Here is a 17268-nt window from a genome sequence, read left to right as displayed (position 1 = left end):
TAGAAATGCAGAATATTATCTGATAAATAATTAGAGCCCTGAATAAGATTTCTTAAAAGTAACCCTTGTAAAGTAGGAGTAAATCCTACTGCCTGTTCTATTGCCTTTGATGAAGCAATAGCATGGGATACTGGGCATAGTCCGCATATTCTCTGTGTTAAAAAAGCTGCATCCTTTGGCACTCTGTTTAAAAGCATATTTTCAAAATCTCTATAAAGTCCACCTGAAGCCTGTGCTGCTGTTACATTGTTACTTGAATCAAGAGTCACTTCAACTTTTAGATGTCCTTCTAATCTAGTTATTGGATCTAATACTAATGTACTCATATAAGTTCATCTCCCTCTTTTATTTATAGTTATTAGTCTCTATGACTTAATAAAGGAGTTGTTGGGAAGTTAGGACTAGCGCACCCTATACATGGATAATTTCCACCTATACACCAACCTTGACCATTGTTCCATTTCATAGATGGACATACATTCTTACTTATAGGTCCCATACATCCTATTTCCTCATAGCACCCATATACACCTGGTTGACTTGCATCACCAGCTTCTTCTCTAGGGCATCTACTATGAACAGTATTTGAATAGAACTGAGTTGGTCTATTATAAGAATCTAAGGTTGGCATGCCTGTTAAGATAAGATTTAGTAATGTTTGAACCATAACAGTTGGGTGGACAGGACATCCTGCAAGATTTATAACAGGTTTAACAGTTTTACCGCTTAATAGTGATTTTACTGTTGAACTAGAAGTGCTGTTAGGTGCAGCTGCTGATACTCCTCCAAAAGATGCACAAGTTCCTGCTGCTACTACATATTTAGCCATAGAACCATATTTTAATACTGCCTGCTGCATTGTTAATGGTGAACCATTTTGCTCACCAATTATACAGTAGTTTCCACTTAATCCAGTAGGTATTGCGCCTTCAACTACAAGTATAAATTGTCCTTTGTATGTATTAGCACATTCATCAAGAGTCTGCATAGCCGAATCTCCTGATGCTGTCATAAGTGTAGTATTATACTTCATACTTATCTTGTTTAATAAAACATCATCAATAGTTGTTGGATTAGTAACATTTAAGGTTGATATAGTACATCCTGAACATCCAGCTCCATTTAACCAGATAACAGGTGGATCTGTGTCTGCTGCAAGTACTGTATTAACTCTATCTAGGTCTAAATCTAAATTTAATGCAACAGCTGTAGCTACTGACCATTTTAAAAAATCTCTTCTACTAATTTTCATGTTAACACTCCTTTTGATTTATTTTTTGCAACTCCATGGATAGCAAATAACATATGTCTTATACCATAATATACCATGATATATAGTTATTGGTTAAGAATATGTTAACACATTTTAATTTAACTTTAAATATATTTCAAATATAGTTTAAAGTTAAATTAAAATTAAGCATAATTCTCGATATTATTCTCTGCATATATCGAAGATATAAGTTAGCATTAGTAAGTTGTGTCTGCAACATGAGTTCCTATTAAGGCTTTTTCTATTGGACCAATATTTCCGCTGTGGTCCATTGGTGAAGCATTCCAGCAAGTTGGAATAATAATCTGGTTTCGTGTGCTTGTCTTCTAATTGATAATGCTGTTATATAATTGTCAACTAGATTTTGGTTATCTGTTGAATTAAATCTATAATCTTGACTATATCCAGGAGTCCATGGGTGCATTTGTGGTCCTTGAACATAGTCCATTCTACCTGTGCTATTGCCTTTGATGAAGCAATAGCACAGGAAATAATAGGATTATAGGTATAGACACTAATCCAGATGGATTTGCTTTAACTATGATAGATAACAAAGGAAATTATAATAGGAAATAAATATTAGGAATAGCATAAATCTTAATTTTTATAATATAAAGACTGCCAAAGTACACCTAAAAGGAAAGGCTTTGGTGGAAGGAGTTTCCTTGAAGGAGGCTTAAGACGTTACTTAGATGTAAAGCGAGATTTTAAGATAGTTGTCTTAATCCTAGTAGTTGAATCCTGTGATACTACCGTGCTATTAGTCAATAGAATGAAAAACTATGCAAAAATTAATTTGTCATAGTTTTAGAAATCAGGTTTACTGATAATATCAAACTATAATTGAATCTAATCAATGTCAAGAAAAAAAATAGCACTAGTATTTCTACTAATGCCTATGTAAGGGGGATGGTTTACGCATTATCTTTCTCTAAGCTTTAATATCTTAGGACACCTATTATTATAAATATCTATTGTTACGGCCTTGTTACATAACTATTACATATTTATTTACTTTCTTAATATTTTGTAAACAAATAAGCACCTGAAATTAACCAAGTGCTCCTTACTGTTGCCATAAAGTATGTAATCCCTGCTGGCAAAATATAAATCTAATCTGCTCCCTGCATATCTACTCTATACTTTTATACCTTAGTCTCATATTCTTTTATAAATTTTTCATTTTCAATTCTTGCTGCCTCCATATTCTTAATAGATCGTTGACCCATCCACTGATATTCTCTTAAGTCCATCTTTGAGTCTTACTTTCGCCTCTGCATCAATATTTGTTCCAATATTAATTTTCCCGCATATTAAGACTTGCTAAGATTTATTAAAAGCAATTATATAATATATTATATATTATATAATTATATGTTATAATATCATTAATTTGATCTTTAAAGGAGGCACCAATCTTGCTAAAGGTTGACAAGTACGTGAGGGACAGTTTAATTGCTGATAGCATATCACAGCAAACTTGGGAATATGATCTGATAACTAGCGAAACTAATATAGTTGATTCATTAGTTAACTTTTTAGGTTATAGTAAATTTGAGATTAGGGACCATATAGATTTTTGGTTTACCCTGGTTCATCCTGATGATATTGAAGGTTTAACAAATACTTTTAATGAAATAATCAAAGGTAAAAAGGATTATTTTAAAGCTGAATATCGTATTAAATCAAAAGATAATAAATATATGTGGATTAAAAGTAACGGCAAAGCCTTAAAAGATGAACAAGGCCGAAACGTATATGTAGCAGGATTACATTTAGATATTAGACCCTATAAGCAGCAGGAAGAAACTGAAGAAACTGAACAAAAATATCAAACACTATTTAATAACGTAAATGATATAATTCTTTTAGCTGATATTAAGAAAGATGGAACAACTGGAAAGTTTATAGAGGTAAACACTGTAGCAACAGAGACGTTAGGCTATAGTAAAGAAGAATTTTTAGATATGATTTTTGATGATATTTATATTCATAATGAATATCTAAAAATTTACGGAAGATCTACCCAAAACATTTCAGACCAGATAAAAGAAGACAGAAAACTGCATTCTTACACTTTTGAAACTGCTCTTTTAAAAAAAGATAAGACAATTTTACCTGTTGAAATAAATGCAAATGTATTTCGGCTTAATAAAAGATTGGTAAAACTTTGCGTTATAAGAGATATAAGTGAAAGATTAAAATCAGAAGAAGCTCTAATGGAGATTACTGAGAGAAACAAAAAAATAATTGATCTTTCACCTCTTGGTGTCTATGTTGTTAATAATGGAATTATTACTTATGCAAATAAACCGGGACTAAAGCTGTTTGGAGCTAAATCTAGTGAAGAAGTAGTAGGGAGATCTAGACTAGATTTTATAACTGATCCCTACCACAAAAAAGCTGTTAATAGAGAGACTCTAACAAAAAATGGTTGTAGCATTGAACCTGTTATGGAAATGGAGTTATTAAAAATTGATGGTACTAAGATTGTTTGTGAAGTATTTTCAGCTCCACTGTCTAGTAAAGATAACTTATTAGGCCTAACTTATATTAATGATATTACAGAGCAAAAGAGAATCATTGAGGAAAATAAAAAATTTTTACAACAAACAATAGAATATGATAGGCTTAAGACTGAATTTTTTAGCAATATTTCACATGAACTTAGAACACCATTAAATATTATATTAAGTGCCATTCAACTGCTAAATTCTATACATAATAGTTCAAAAGGTAACTGTAATAATTTCACAGCAGCATTTGAAAAGTACATCGGTATTATGAGACAGAATGCTCATAGACTTTTAAAGCTTATTAACAATATTATAGACCTTACAAAAATTGATTCTGGTTTCTCTAATATAAACTTAGATAACCATAACATCGTAGCAGTGGTAGAAGATATTACCCTTTCTGTTGTAGATTATGTTAAGAGCAAAGAAATTGAATTAATCTTTGATACAGATACTGAGGAGAAGATAATCGCTTGTGATGATGATAAAATTGAAAGAATCATGTTAAACCTACTGTCTAACGCTATTAAACATACTAAATCTGGTGGAACTATTAATGTACATATAAAAGATCTTGATGCTAACGTGATGATAAGTGTTAAAGATACAGGTGTGGGGATTCCAGCTGATAAACTAGATATAATATTTGAACGTTTTAGGCAAGTTGATGAATTACTTACCAGAAAAGTTGAGGGAAGTGGAATAGGTTTATCACTAGTTAAATCCTTAGTGGAAGCTCATGGTGGTTCTATAAGTGTAAAGAGTACTCTTGGGGTAGGAAGTGAATTTGTAATTCTGTTACCTAGCAAAACAATAGAAAACTCTGAAGAATCCTATAGATCATTAGATACTATACATAATGATGATCAACTGCAGAAAAAAACTGAAAGAATTGGTATTGAATTTTCTGATATATATAAATAACATTTAAAGGGTGCTGATTTTTTCTGCACCCTTTAAATATCTATGCATACATTTTCTTTTCAACCTTATTTTTCTTATTATCATATTCACCACGTGCCTTTAGAGAATATTTTTTCCAAGGTTAACAAACCTTGATTTGCTAAAAATGTCAACCCTGATGCCATGACAGTACCCCATAAAATTTTAGGTAAGTAGTTCATTTAAAAATAAAATCCCCAAGTCCACCTGCACCAATGGCTTTTTGTAAATCAGTGAAACAGGAATAAAACATAAAACAACTATTATAAGCAAGCATCTATCTAACAATATCTTTAGATACCCATCAGTAAAATAACCTTTAATCCAAAAGCTGATATACTGATGCAGCATAAAACCAATTAAAAAACTTAAGATATTTAACGTAAATAACCAGTTTTCTTTTTTGAATAAGCCATATAAAAAAATTACAAGTAATATTAAAAAAGCATCCTGTCTAATAAAATAATACTGCAATCTTTCTATAGAATTTCAATGTTTTTTACAAAAATTTATAATACTTATTATGATATTACCACATTTCTACCATAAATATCCATAAAACCTTCCATATTTGAAGGCTTTATTGTTCTTACAGATCTTATTACTTCAGATAATGTATCACGTGCAAGCTCTGATGCCTTATGAAGCTTCGATGCATGAATACAGTATAACAGGTTGGATAATACATACTTAAAAAGGGCAACATACTAATAGAAATAAAATTACATGACTAATGGAGGTAATTATGGGAAATTTATTTGGAATCTTTGGAAATGAAGATGATAATAAAACTGAAACTACTGAGAACGGAAAGCTTCGTCTCCGTCAAGAGGAATTAGACATCAATAAAAATAAAGTGCAAACAGGTGAGGTAACCTTAAGCAAGGAAATTGTAGAAGAGAAAAAGATAGTCAATGTTCCTGTTACTCACGAAGAAGTTGTTATTGAGAGAAGATCTATTGACAATGAATCCAGTGATTCACCTATTAGTGCTGGAGAAACTATTCGCATTCCTGTAAGTGAGGAAAAGGTTGAAGTAGGTAAACATACTGTAGTAACAGGGGAAGTTTCAGCTTACAAGCGTGAAGTTGAAGAAACTGAAAAGATTGAAGAAACCCTACAAAGGGAAGAGGCTCGTGTGGATACAGACGGTAACCCTAATATAGTTTCTGATAACACAGAGAATAAGCTCCAGCAATAAGCATATAAAATGAAACAAGAAACACCTTTCGAATCGTAGGCACGGTTTGTTAGGTGTTTTTTCGAAAGTATCTTAAACTACGCTTTTACACTTTAGTTTTATTCGTAGAATGTAAAAGGTATAGTGCATAATTACTATAGCAATTTTGGAGGATAAAAAAGAATGTTAAAGAAATCCGCATTTAATCAAGATAGAGGTCATATTACAAAAGGTAATGATAAAATTTCAAAACAACTTATTGATGACACTAATAATAGCGCAAAACTCCAACTTCGGGAAGAACAGTTGGATATTGCAAAAAAATGGATACAAACTGGACAGGTAACCATGCACAAAGAAGTTTTTACGGAGGAAAAAAATATTACTGTGCCTGTGACTCGTGAGGAACTTGTAATTGAGAAGAAAGTTTTAGACGGAAAAGCTCCGAACAAAATGGATAGACATACAGAGAAAATCCGGATACCCATTAGTGAGGAACGCATCGAGGTTATTAAACATCCCCTAGTTTTAGAAGATGTTGAAATTTACAAACATCAATTCCAAGAAACAGAGTGTATTGAAAAGACCTTAAAAAAAGAACAGATACATTTAGAAACTACTGGAGATCCTAAAATTATAGATAAAGAAGTGGAAAAGCAGTGATAACTTACTAGCGGAGAATAGCATAAAAACTAAAGTGATATTTTTAATAAAGTACCACTTTAGTTATATTTAAAATTATAATATTTTACGCGTTCATAATGAAGTTACAAAATTAAGATAAGACATATTTTTTTATTGCTTCAGCTACACCATCTTCATCATTAGTAAGAGTTATCTCATTGGCATATTGTTTCACTTGGTCTGGGGCATTACCCATTGCTATTCCTAAACCTGCATATTCTATCATATCTATATCATTATAATTATCACCCATAGCAATTATTTCTGATTTTTGTATATCGAATTTTCTACGTAAAAAGTCAATTGCTGATGTCTTTGAAGCCTGGCTAGACATAATTTCTAGATAGGTTGGTTTTGAAGGATATATATTTAAATTATTTAAGCTATCAGCTTTAATATTTGTATTTAGTGATTGGATATTATCAGGTTGGGCCATACATAAAACTTTATTAGGTCCCGTATTTTCTTTTTTCCATAAGTCAAATAAGCTGTAAAAGTTTACAATAGTTGGAACAATATTTGTTATTTCACTTTCTTGTTTAGCCCATTCATCTAATTCTTCTATATACCATTCATCATCTTTATATAGACTAATATGCACATCTGTATTTTTAACAAGATTATATATGTGTATAATACTAGATAGTGGTATGACCTTCTTAAGCAAAACATTTGTGTCTTTATCCATAATCAAAGAACCGCTATAACAAATAATTGGTTGTACTATATTAAGTTCTTTCTGCAAAAATAATATTCCTTTTGGCATTCTTGCCGAAACTAATATTACTGGTATTTGTTTTTCATTTGCAACTACCTGAATTATTTTTTTTGTGTTTTCAGAAATCCTATGCTGAGAATTTAATAAAGTTCCGTCAATGTCTAAACATATCATTTTAAATTTACTCATTAAATTACCTCCCCTAAAATAATAAGAATTTCTAAGCAGTGGTTTAACGCGGCTGCAATTTATTAAAAACGTCACCCTGCTATTGAGTAACAATTAACTGAATATTTTGTGATTCTATAATATCTATAAATGAAGGAGGTGGAATACGATCAGTAATGATAATATCCACTTGCCCCCAATTTACTCCCTTATAATAACTAGAACGATGAAACTTTTCATAATCCGCAAGAAGAATAACTTTACTGGATTGCCTAGTAACTGCTTGTTTAATAAAAGCATCTTCTTCGTCAGCATAATATATTCCATCTGTCATTATAGCCGCTGCACCTAAAAAAGCAGTATCAAATAATATTCCTTCAAAATAACTTGTGCAATCTGGTCTATAAAAGAATCGATTTTTTTTATGAAGACAACCTCCAATAGAATGTATAAAAACATGGTTTTTCTCCGAAAGTATTTCAATGTTATCAAGAGAGTGAGTAAATACTGTAACATTTTTATCTAGATATTCTGCAAGAAAGCGAACAGTTGTAGAAACATCAAAGAAATAGTGCTCATGTTCATGAATAAAACGTAAGGCCTTTTCAGCGATATTTTTCTTCTCTTCAGAATAAGATTCAAGTCGTTCTCGATAAGCTTGAATTGTATTTTTTAAGACTGGAAGAGCAATCCCTCCATGGGTACGAATTGCTGCTCCTTGTTCTATAAGCTTTAAAATATCACGACGAGCCGTATCTCTTGATACCCTAAGAGTTTCACAAATGTCATGAACAGACATATTATTGTGCTCATTTAAATGCTCTAGTATTTTTATAAGTCTTTCTTCTTGGTACATATAGTCACCTCTATCTTTGGTATTAATATTGCTACATAATAAGCAAAGTATTAGGATCAATTTGAATATTTTGTGATTTTATAATATCTACAAATGAGGTAGAGGATATTTGGTCAAGAATAATAATATCAACCTGATTCCAGTCTAATCCTTTATAACAAGAACTATTTTGGTATTTTTGATGCTCCGCAAGCAAAATTACTTTTTTAGATTTTTTCACAGCTTCTTGTTTAATAAAAGCATCCTCTTCATCAGCATAGTAAATTCCATCTTTCATTATAGCCGCCGCACCTATAAATGCTGCATCAAACTCTAGTTCTTCAAAGTAATTTGTACAACCTGGTTTATAGAAAAATCGATTTTTTTTATTAAAACATCCTCCCATTGAATATATAAAAACATCTTTTTTCTCCGAAAGTATTTTAATGTTATCTAGAGAATGAGTAAATACATTAACCTTTTCATTTAATAATTTAGCAAGAAGTTGAATATTTGTAGAAACATCAAAAAAGTAGTTTTTATTTTTATGGATAAAGAGCAGAGCTTTTTGTGCAATATTCTTTTTCTCTTCAAAATGTAACTTAAGCCTATCTTCATATGATGGAATGTTATATTCGCTTTCATACATATAATCACCTCTATCTTTATTATAAGCATTATTAAGTAAATAATCAACACTTTTAAGTACTTTTTTGAAAACGTTGATCTGTTACTTAAACATGAATTGTCAATAAATTCTTTCACCAACTAAAATTAATGTTTACTATATAAAAACAGTACCATCCAACGAATTGGAATAGTACTGTTTATACTTAATTACTTTCTCCATCTTTCTAATTTAGAAATATTTCTTGTTAAAAATCTTATTAAAAATTTAGGAATTTTCATCTCTATTAGTTTTTCATTTACTAGTTCTCTCATTTCATCAGCAGTTATATTAGGCAAAGTAAATTTTCCATTTTCATAACAATGACTACAATACATTGTACTCATTTTTCCGCTTGCTTCAGTTCCCCCTCCTTTTTCATCCTTACTCAAAGGCATTCCACAGCTTTGACAATTTTTATACTTATTTCCCATAATATCAGTCCCTCTCTAAATATTTATAGTTCTTCTAATAAATTAGTAAATTAATATATATCCAGGTATTCTATCTAAATACCACTTTAAATCTACACATATGTTCAATTTTAGTTACAAAGCTTTGAATTGTAAGCTTATCTAAAAGTTAGTTAACAATTTAATTTTAGATATTAATTTTTTGTATACCAACTGCATATGTGGTTCACTGGTATATGCAGTTACTTCGTATATTGGAATCCATTTAACATCACTATTTTCATCTGCTTTAACAATAAGTAATTCATTCTCATCTGCTTCAACTAAATAAGCAACTGATAAGTGTAAATGTGCAGCCACATATTTTCCCTTTTTTATATGACCTAGTACAGGTAGTACATCTATTGAGAAGATATCAGAACTAATGGGATAAATACTCCTTACTCCAGTTTCCTCCTTTGCTTCTTTAATTGCAACAGCTAATAGGTCCTCTTCTCCATCTGCATGTCCACCTGTCCATGACCATGAATTATATATATTATGGTGTATCATTAACACTTTGTCTTTTGTTTTATTTATTACAAAGGCCGAGCTTGTTATATGTGCAATTTCGTTATCCCTAGTTAAAATATCATTAAATGTATTTATACAATATAAAATTATTTCTTTATCCTTTTTCTCTTGTTCATTGTAAGGATTATATGTTTTTATTAATTCAATCCAATTCATATTCTCTCTCTCTTTCATAGCGAAAATAACTTCATTAAACCTAACTAGTCTTTTAGAGTGTTACCCATTTTAATTGCTCCATGTTTTATAATAAGATAATTGACCATTCATAACAAGTTTACTTTTATTAGGTACTTGTACTAAAATTAATATAATATTTAAAAAATCAAATGAACAATTTCGTGAGTTAATGGTGAAAATAAATTAATAATACACACAGATATTAAACCTAAGAAAATCATTAGTGGATCTTTTAATAAAATCCAACCTTCCTCTAAAAGAAGATTATTTTTTTCTTCATTATATTTAGGAAATTTATTTCGTATCCTCATAATATTCCCCCTTATATCATGATATCTAACTATTAAATTACTAGGCTTTTAACCCCATAGTTTTGCGTTTCTACTATAATAATATGTAATTTGAAATATAACACATTAGTATGGTACTATTATTAATTATAGCGCAATTAAATACTAGAATAACAGCTTTTATAGAAATACTGAAGGAGAAATATGTATTCTATAGGAATAGATTCTGAATCTACTACTAAGGGAATTTTATATAATGGAGGATATATTAAAGAAAAGTATTATAAAGACCTCAGTAAAACCAAGAGAAAGCATTTTAAATATATATAACATGCCTTAATTACTAAGATAGAGTAATAGGTAAAATCAAAAACTATCCAGTAAAAATTTGTGTTGTATAGCTTTTATCATACAAGTAAAAACTAGTGTTAAGAAAATTCTTTTAGAAATTCACTAGGTGGTGATATGTAATTATGGAAATTAGAGAGGGTCAAATGGTTCCACTTGGATATGGTAAGTTTGCTCGATCCGATAAAATTATTAGTTTAGAGCGCATTGAAGATGACCGAGGTCCTGGGAGAAGAACTCTTGTATACGTTGATAACGTGAAGTCCCCTCTGGTGGCATCAAGAACTGAAAACTCTATTCTAGCAAATATGGTAGAAATACCCAGGGAAGAACTGGAAGCAACTGCAGCTTTAGAACTCTTATACGATATTAGTGATGATATACAACAAATTGGTCCCATGCTTCGAAAGAGCATTAAGAAAGAAGCTGGCTTTGATTTAGATAAAATTGAAAAACGTATTAATGAAATTCTTCAACATGAAATTGAGTCTGGAGAATTTACGTAAAGATTTTCATTAATATAATGAGTATGTTAACGAAAATCTATATTCTTACATTTATAAGAGTATAGATTTTTTTTTAATACCATAATATAATAAATCTTAGATATAAATGAAAGAAGGTGGTACTCATGATAAAGCTTATCGCAAGTGATATGGACGGCACACTATTAGATGATCATGATGAACTTAATGAAGAAATTTTTGATATAATAGGTCAGCTAAAGGAAAAAAACATATTATTCGCAGCTGCTAGCGGCAGACAGTATTACAATATTCAAAACAAATTTTCTAAAATTAAAGATGATATAATATATGTGGCTGAGAATGGAAGTTACGTACTTCTAGAGGAACAAGAGCTTTATTCCAGCACATTAGATAAAGATATAATAAAGTCTCTTATAAAAACTGGAAGACGAATTGAAGGTTGCGAAATTATTCTATGTGGTAAGAAAGCAGCCTACATTGAAAAGAGCTATGATGAATTTATAAATGAAGTTGAAAGATATTACTTAAAATATGAAATTGTAAATAATTTTGATGAAGTAGAGGATGATATTTTAAAATTTACAATATGTGATTTTAAAGGATCTGCTGAAAACTCTAATAAGATATTTGAACCCCTTTTTGGACATAGCCTTCAAATCACTGTATCCGGTAAGTTATGGCTTGATATTATTAGTAATGATGTAAATAAAGGTGTAGCCATAAAGTATCTTCAAGAGAGATTCAATATAAAGCCTGAAGAAACAATGGTATTTGGTGATTTCTTTAACGATTTATCAATGTTTGACTCAGCATACTACAGTTATGCAATGGAAAATGCTCCTGAGGAAGTTAAAAAACATGCAAGATTTTTAGCCAAGAGCAATAAAGAAAATGGCGTTTTAGAAGTTATAAAGAGATTTATTTAGTACACTAAAAGCTAAGAAAAACTTTAATACATATTTAAAAGAGGTATAGAGTGGCTACTTCTATACCTCTTTCATAATATCCGCATATTTTTTTTCATCAAGGTAACCCTAATTTTAGAAAGGAGTGTTAACAGATGAAAAATAAAAAATATGAAGGCTCCGTTGATGCAGCAAACAAAATGCCTTTCATGTCAGAAAAATTAGATAATAACATAAAAAATCTATCAGCTAGTGGTGAAGAAGAAAACACCAATAAAATTATAGAACTTGAGGATAGAATTATAGAGATTCATGATAAATAGAGCTTTGAGGCTCTATTTATTTTTAAATCTATTTTTGGTGCTCATATTTTATTTGACATTAATAATATAAACAAAGATAGCAAAGTAAGCCCACTATAAAATCCACTGGTTTTATTACCTTCTTGAAAACACTTTTGCTATAAATCTAAAGAATCCTCTTGCTGTTGCTTTTTCAGGTTCATCAATTGATAACTTAGCTAGTTTTATTATTCCTTCAAAGGATTTAGCCACCGCAATAAATCTTCCAGTATGGCAGAACACAGCGTCATGAACCCCTGTTATGTCAGCAAGCTCATCATCTCTTTTTCCTGCCCAAGCTTCAGGCAGCTGCTTTAAATCTTCCCCACTGGTGCCCCTGACTGTCTGCAATGCATAACTATCTTTTCTTGGATATACTATAAAAAGCACTTCCTTTCTATCATCAATATCCTGAAGTGCTTCCCTATATGGACAATAAGTTTCAAGCACTAAAATCTCTGGAATTCTCCTGTTTTCATATGCTCTCTCCACATATTCCCTGGACTTCAGTACGGAGAATCTAAAATTTATTGTATTATTTAAAATAATGGATGCAAGTTTCACTGCTTCATTGAATGTATCATCTTCACTTTTTTCCGAAGACCAAAATGGATTAAATCCTGATATAATTGAAGATATACTCATAATGGGTATTTCTCCATCATTTATTCTAACTCCATTATCTAGTGCATCAATACCTTCTATTAAAACTCTGTCAACATAATGAATAACTGACTCAATTTCTTCTTCATTTAAAGCAGGATTTTTCAAGCGTACTACGTCTCTTCCAAACTTATTCCATATGAGTCCACAAGCTGCAAAGGGTATACCATCTTCTCTATATACTTTTTTAATGCCGTGATGATCGAACTCTCCTCCACCAACGTCATACACAATATCTAATTCATCTAGCAGCTCTATATCTCTTGTTCTTACTAATTCTATTTGAAAAATTTCTTTAAGAATGGATGTTGCCATTACCTCATCAGCATGAAACCTTCCATCATGGGTACCAACTCTTTTAAAGGATTTTTGAGTATCTATTTCATCACCCTCTTTAATAAATATTCTTTTACTAATGATTAGTATATGCATAAGAAATATTCTTATAAATTTTTATAAAAGCATACTTCTTATCTTTCAAAAATTAAAGATAGCGACAATATACATTATAGGTGGCTATATAAATTTGCTCTCATTCTCACAATTACATGAAAATTTTAATCGTTCTAACTTAAAGTTTGATTTTGCCAGTATTTCCGGCCAAATTTTAATCATTTCATATACTTTATTTTTCTTCTCATTAGGTAAATTGTCCCAAAGTACAAGTGCAGGATCAGTTTTTTTCTTGTTATCTTTAACTTCACCATGTTTCCAACCATTCTTTTTCCTATGACGATACCAACTTTTATGCTCATTTTCAGCTAACACCTGTAACTCTTTTTCTGTAAATTCTACAAATGCTGGATCTTCTTTAACAGAAACAACATCATAATTAATTTTAAGTAAAGCGTTAGGAATTTGTTTAGCCTGATGACGATTGTAGTCTTTAAGCTCTTCACTAAGATCTTGCCATGGCATTACAAAATCTTCATCTATATTTTTATTATCTTCATTAATGATTCTATATTTTTCATGAATAGCTATTGCAAGACTCTCAATTTTTTCACTATAGAATGCATTGTGCATCAGATGACGTAAAAATTGTTCTTCATCTACATGTAGTTTTAGCTGTTCTTTAGAAGGTAGATCAGATTGTTCCCATTTTTTTGCATTAGTTAACATACTCATTTCTAGTATAGCTTCCATAGACCTTGATTCATGTTTATACCTTGGAATTTTAAGTAGTGCTCTTAATACTCCATTATCAATTTGAGCTTCACCATTATCGTTTATGAGATGAGGTACCTTACGTTGTAATAATGAGCGTAATAGCATTGCTCTTCGAATAATAAACAATTGATCCCATTTTTTATCTGTTTGATTTGGTCCTAGAATATTTACATACCCTCTTAGACGACTTACAAAATCTGGACCTTTTGCTCCTTTAAATTCTAGCAGAAACTGTTTTTGTTCATTTTCATCTTTTATATCTTCTCCACAGAATTCTTTAAAAGTACTATTTGTCCCACCAGCAAATACAAAAATAGCTTTTCCAATAGGATGAATAGAATCTCCTTCTCTAAATATGCCATCCTGCATAGGTGCTAAAAAGTATTTAAGCCATCCTAGTTTGCCTTCGAAAGCAGAGTCAAATTCATCAAAAAATATTAATGGAATTTTGCCTTCTAAAGAAAAATCCCTTACTTTATGAAAGGCTTTAACCAAATCTAATGGCGTTCGAAACTGAGATAAATTAAAATTTAATTTTTCAATTAACTCTGGTGCAATACTAGCAGCTACTTCTGTTACACCAAAGGATTTTCCTGAACCTGGTGTTCCAAATACAGCAATAGAAAGGGGACGTACTGCATTTTTGGTGGAGATATATTCCCACATAAGATTTTTAATACTTCTATAGCTTTCAATTTCTGTTCTATCTACAGTTTGTAAATTTCCAAACTGTGCTATAGGTATGAACTTAAGTGCGCTTTTTGCTCCATTTTTTACAATATCATAAGCTATCTCCGCTAAATTAGTAGAGCTTTTATCTCTAAGTATATACCAACAGGAATTACAGTTTGGATTGAATAAGTGAGGTATTTTTACATCTTGTACTAACTCTTTATATATAAAATTATTTTCTTCTTCAGTAAATATTGTAGGATTAGGAAATTGGAATTCCTCAACATTTTTACCAAATCCATTTATAAAGTATTTTTGAGCAGCAACAATTCCTTCACGTATTCCTTCACCTATTAACAAAGACAGATCTTCTTCATTATTATTTTCTGAAACAAGGCTGCGTGCAAGTCCAGCAACGAAGCAAGAAGTAAGTCCATACATTTTACCTTGAGTATCTTTAAAAGAACCGCCTTCACATTCATAGGGTAGGAAGTATAAATATGCTCCAGTTGTTCCTCCATTTCTATAGTATATGGCACCTTCAAGACCAAAAGGTACTATAAGATGATGACAGTTTGCAAGAAAAGCAAGATTCGGATTATTGTTCATTTGCCATACAAAATCTTGTGCAGTTCTTTCCCAAGAAAGACTTTTGCTTATATTTACTCCCTTTGAACGTAAATCATCGCCATTTATAACAACTATAGTTTTTTCAATATGAAATTTTTCTAAATGCTTCCAAAGTGCGCTAGAACCAATAGGATTATTCATTTTATATAAAACTATTGGTGATTTTGCAGACGATTCTATAGCTAGAGGCCAAAATTCCTCATTAGAATTAAAACCGTTGTTTTCATCATCTATTATAACTATATCCGCATTAGCATCATCATTAATTATAGGAAGCAACTTTGGTACACCAGATGATGGCCCAGTAAATCCTAGAAAACGACTTACTCTATATACTTTACCGCTGTTCTTTCCATCAGCAGATGCTGGAAAAAGATCTAACTCTGCAGTAGAGCGAAGAAACTCTTTACATATAGTTGATTCTATATCTTCTATTTTAGGCGAATATATAGAAGCCCCTGTTACTAACGCCACAAGTTTCGCTAAAAGTAGAGACTCTCCTGGTTTTAAAACACTATGTATATTTAAATGAGTTTGCCAATTCAAACCTTTGTTATCTTGGGGTTCTGTTATCCACTGTAGGGAATTTATACATATATCCCCTGATACAACAATTTTTAAATTCTTATTATTCATAGTTTACACTCCTTTTACGATAAATTTTCAAATACTTAATAGAAAAATTTCTAGATAAGCATGATTATAATAAATATTTTTTTAAAAAAGCACTTAAATTTTCTTCTATATAAGCAAAACAATAATATATATTTATTAATAATATATCATATTTAATAATATATTATCTTTAATAATATATTATATTTAATAATATTTCAACTTTAAATTCTTGTTAATCTCTTAACACACTAAAAACACTATTAGTTTTCTTCTATTACGATTATATTTATTAGTAGAAATTTCACTTTTATATTTGTATTCTTTTTGTATCTAATTTTTACAACATCAAGCATTTTCTCAGAAACATAAATTGAAACTTGAATCAGATGGGGTTTTGACCCCACCTGATTCTTAGTTGAACGAATCCAGGGACGTAGCCGCTCTTTACTCCCACTTTGGAAAAGATGGGAGTATTAGAGCGGGGGTAGTCATCGGATAAAAAAATAATATTTATAAAAGGCTTATAAGTTTTACTTAAAGCCTTTTATAAATATTATTTTTGTGCACTATTAACAGCTCTGCTAACAGCTAATTTCCAGTTATCAACCTCAGATACTTCTGCCTTTTCAAGGCCTGTAATAATTATAACTTGTTAATATCTTAAATATAAAATTAAACATAAATTTTATATTTGAAAATAGAATATAATAAAAACACTAGGCACAATAACCTAGTGTTTTTATTATTATTTACCTAGCAGCGACCTACTCTCCCACAGGGCCTCCCCTGCAGTACCATCGGCACGGTGAAGCTTAACCGTCGTGTTCGGAATGGGAACGGGTGTTACCTTCACGTCATTACCACTAGATGGCCAGGCATCCAAAATCGGAGATTTTGTGATGATCGGCCACTCCGAAGCCCTAGCTTTGGAGTTTCATTATAAACTATAATCTCTGTATTAAGAGAGATTATTTGTTCTCTGAAAATTGCACAGATT

General features: G+C 30.7%; 20 protein-coding genes and 1 rRNA gene. 7 read left to right on the top strand and 14 right to left on the bottom strand.

Annotation, left to right across the window (positions count from 1 at the left end; translation table 11 throughout):
• The 5 genes from HGI79_RS20500 to HGI79_RS23015 all read right to left on the bottom strand — a co-directional run.
• On the bottom strand, nucleotides 1-326 hold a 326-nt coding region (locus tag HGI79_RS20500), incomplete at its 3' end, for a nickel-dependent hydrogenase large subunit (RefSeq protein WP_185652528.1).
• A 32-nt stretch (nucleotides 327-358) separates the two neighbouring features.
• The gene (locus HGI79_RS20495; RefSeq protein ID WP_185652527.1) at nucleotides 359-1252 is read right to left on the bottom strand and encodes a hydrogenase small subunit; all 894 of its coding nucleotides are present in this window, start codon (nucleotides 1250-1252) and stop codon (nucleotides 359-361) included.
• A 218-nt stretch (nucleotides 1253-1470) separates the two neighbouring features.
• Entirely contained in the window at nucleotides 1471-1545 is a 75-nt protein-coding gene (locus HGI79_RS23760) for a hypothetical protein (protein WP_395939564.1), read from the bottom strand.
• On the bottom strand, nucleotides 1515-1721 hold the full coding sequence (locus HGI79_RS23020) for a hypothetical protein (RefSeq protein WP_241428291.1): 207 nt from the start codon (nucleotides 1719-1721) through the stop codon (nucleotides 1515-1517). The genes HGI79_RS23760 and HGI79_RS23020 overlap by 31 nt, the downstream gene beginning before the upstream one ends.
• Before the next feature lie 697 nt (nucleotides 1722-2418).
• Complete coding sequence (locus tag HGI79_RS23015; protein ID WP_241428290.1) at nucleotides 2419-2526, bottom strand: Mu-like prophage major head subunit gpT family protein; 108 nt, start codon at nucleotides 2524-2526, stop codon at nucleotides 2419-2421.
• A 165-nt stretch (nucleotides 2527-2691) separates the two neighbouring features.
• Here HGI79_RS23015 and HGI79_RS20485 point away from each other — a divergent pair, with 165 nt between their 5' ends.
• The 3 genes from HGI79_RS20485 to HGI79_RS20475 all read left to right on the top strand — a co-directional run bounded on the left by HGI79_RS20485 (nucleotide 2692) and on the right by HGI79_RS20475 (nucleotide 6574).
• Complete coding sequence (locus HGI79_RS20485) at nucleotides 2692-4713, top strand: PAS domain S-box protein (RefSeq protein ID WP_185652526.1); 2022 nt, start codon at nucleotides 2692-2694, stop codon at nucleotides 4711-4713.
• 763 nt (nucleotides 4714-5476) lie between these two features.
• Entirely contained in the window at nucleotides 5477-5932 is a 456-nt protein-coding gene (locus HGI79_RS20480) for a YsnF/AvaK domain-containing protein (RefSeq protein WP_185652525.1), read from the top strand.
• Nucleotides 5933-6094: 162 nt separating this feature from the next.
• The gene (locus tag HGI79_RS20475; RefSeq protein WP_185652524.1) at nucleotides 6095-6574 is read left to right on the top strand and encodes a YsnF/AvaK domain-containing protein; all 480 of its coding nucleotides are present in this window, start codon (nucleotides 6095-6097) and stop codon (nucleotides 6572-6574) included.
• A 112-nt stretch (nucleotides 6575-6686) separates the two neighbouring features.
• Here the strand turns inward: HGI79_RS20475 and HGI79_RS20470 are convergent, their stop codons facing one another.
• The 6 genes from HGI79_RS20470 to HGI79_RS20445 form a co-directional block, all read right to left on the bottom strand.
• Nucleotides 6687-7502 (bottom strand): Cof-type HAD-IIB family hydrolase, encoded by an 816-nt coding sequence (locus HGI79_RS20470; protein ID WP_185652523.1) that lies wholly within the window; start codon nucleotides 7500-7502, stop codon nucleotides 6687-6689.
• 79 nt (nucleotides 7503-7581) lie between these two features.
• Nucleotides 7582-8337 carry a DeoR/GlpR family DNA-binding transcription regulator gene (locus tag HGI79_RS20465; RefSeq protein WP_185652522.1) on the bottom strand — a complete coding sequence of 252 codons (756 nt, stop codon included), beginning with the start codon at nucleotides 8335-8337 and terminating at the stop codon, nucleotides 7582-7584.
• Nucleotides 8338-8368: 31 nt separating this feature from the next.
• Nucleotides 8369-8965, bottom strand: coding sequence for a DeoR/GlpR family DNA-binding transcription regulator (locus HGI79_RS20460; protein WP_185652521.1), 597 nt, complete (start codon nucleotides 8963-8965; stop codon nucleotides 8369-8371).
• A gap of 188 nt (nucleotides 8966-9153) precedes the next feature.
• A complete protein-coding gene (locus HGI79_RS20455; protein ID WP_185652520.1) occupies nucleotides 9154-9417 on the bottom strand; it encodes a zinc ribbon domain-containing protein in 264 nt (87 codons plus the stop codon).
• A 141-nt stretch (nucleotides 9418-9558) separates the two neighbouring features.
• Nucleotides 9559-10125 (bottom strand): NUDIX hydrolase, encoded by a 567-nt coding sequence (locus HGI79_RS20450; RefSeq protein ID WP_185652529.1) that lies wholly within the window; start codon nucleotides 10123-10125, stop codon nucleotides 9559-9561.
• A gap of 158 nt (nucleotides 10126-10283) precedes the next feature.
• Nucleotides 10284-10457, bottom strand: a complete 174-nt coding sequence (locus tag HGI79_RS20445) for a hypothetical protein (RefSeq protein ID WP_185652519.1) — start codon at nucleotides 10455-10457, stop codon at nucleotides 10284-10286.
• Nucleotides 10458-10640: 183 nt separating this feature from the next.
• On the opposite strand from HGI79_RS20445, the gene HGI79_RS23405 reads away from it, so the two are divergent.
• The 4 genes from HGI79_RS23405 (at nucleotide 10641) to HGI79_RS20430 (ending at nucleotide 12500) form a co-directional block, all read left to right on the top strand.
• Nucleotides 10641-10766: a hypothetical protein gene (locus HGI79_RS23405; RefSeq protein WP_278046741.1), complete on the top strand. Its 126-nt coding sequence runs from the start codon at nucleotides 10641-10643 to the stop codon at nucleotides 10764-10766.
• 143 nt (nucleotides 10767-10909) lie between these two features.
• On the top strand, nucleotides 10910-11290 hold the full coding sequence (locus tag HGI79_RS20440; RefSeq protein WP_185652518.1) for a hypothetical protein: 381 nt from the start codon (nucleotides 10910-10912) through the stop codon (nucleotides 11288-11290).
• Between the two features lie 125 nt (nucleotides 11291-11415).
• Nucleotides 11416-12198 carry a Cof-type HAD-IIB family hydrolase gene (locus HGI79_RS20435; RefSeq protein ID WP_185652517.1) on the top strand — a complete coding sequence of 261 codons (783 nt, stop codon included), beginning with the start codon at nucleotides 11416-11418 and terminating at the stop codon, nucleotides 12196-12198.
• A 134-nt stretch (nucleotides 12199-12332) separates the two neighbouring features.
• Nucleotides 12333-12500 carry a hypothetical protein gene (locus HGI79_RS20430; RefSeq protein WP_185652516.1) on the top strand — a complete coding sequence of 56 codons (168 nt, stop codon included), beginning with the start codon at nucleotides 12333-12335 and terminating at the stop codon, nucleotides 12498-12500.
• Between the two features lie 114 nt (nucleotides 12501-12614).
• Here the strand turns inward: HGI79_RS20430 and HGI79_RS20425 are convergent, their stop codons facing one another.
• The 3 genes from HGI79_RS20425 to rrf form a co-directional block, all read right to left on the bottom strand.
• Nucleotides 12615-13613 carry an MYG1 family protein gene (locus HGI79_RS20425; protein ID WP_185652515.1) on the bottom strand — a complete coding sequence of 333 codons (999 nt, stop codon included), beginning with the start codon at nucleotides 13611-13613 and terminating at the stop codon, nucleotides 12615-12617.
• A gap of 84 nt (nucleotides 13614-13697) precedes the next feature.
• Nucleotides 13698-16289 (bottom strand): RyR domain-containing protein, encoded by a 2592-nt coding sequence (locus HGI79_RS20420; RefSeq protein ID WP_185652514.1) that lies wholly within the window; start codon nucleotides 16287-16289, stop codon nucleotides 13698-13700.
• Between the two features lie 733 nt (nucleotides 16290-17022).
• Nucleotides 17023-17139: ribosomal RNA gene (gene rrf / locus HGI79_RS20415) — 5S ribosomal RNA — on the bottom strand.
• Between the last annotated feature and the right edge of the window lie 129 nt (nucleotides 17140-17268).

This window comes from Clostridium sp. DJ247, from assembly GCF_014231265.1.
The sequence above is the reverse complement of the archived record's forward strand: the minus strand, read 5'-3'. Positions and strand labels throughout refer to the sequence as shown.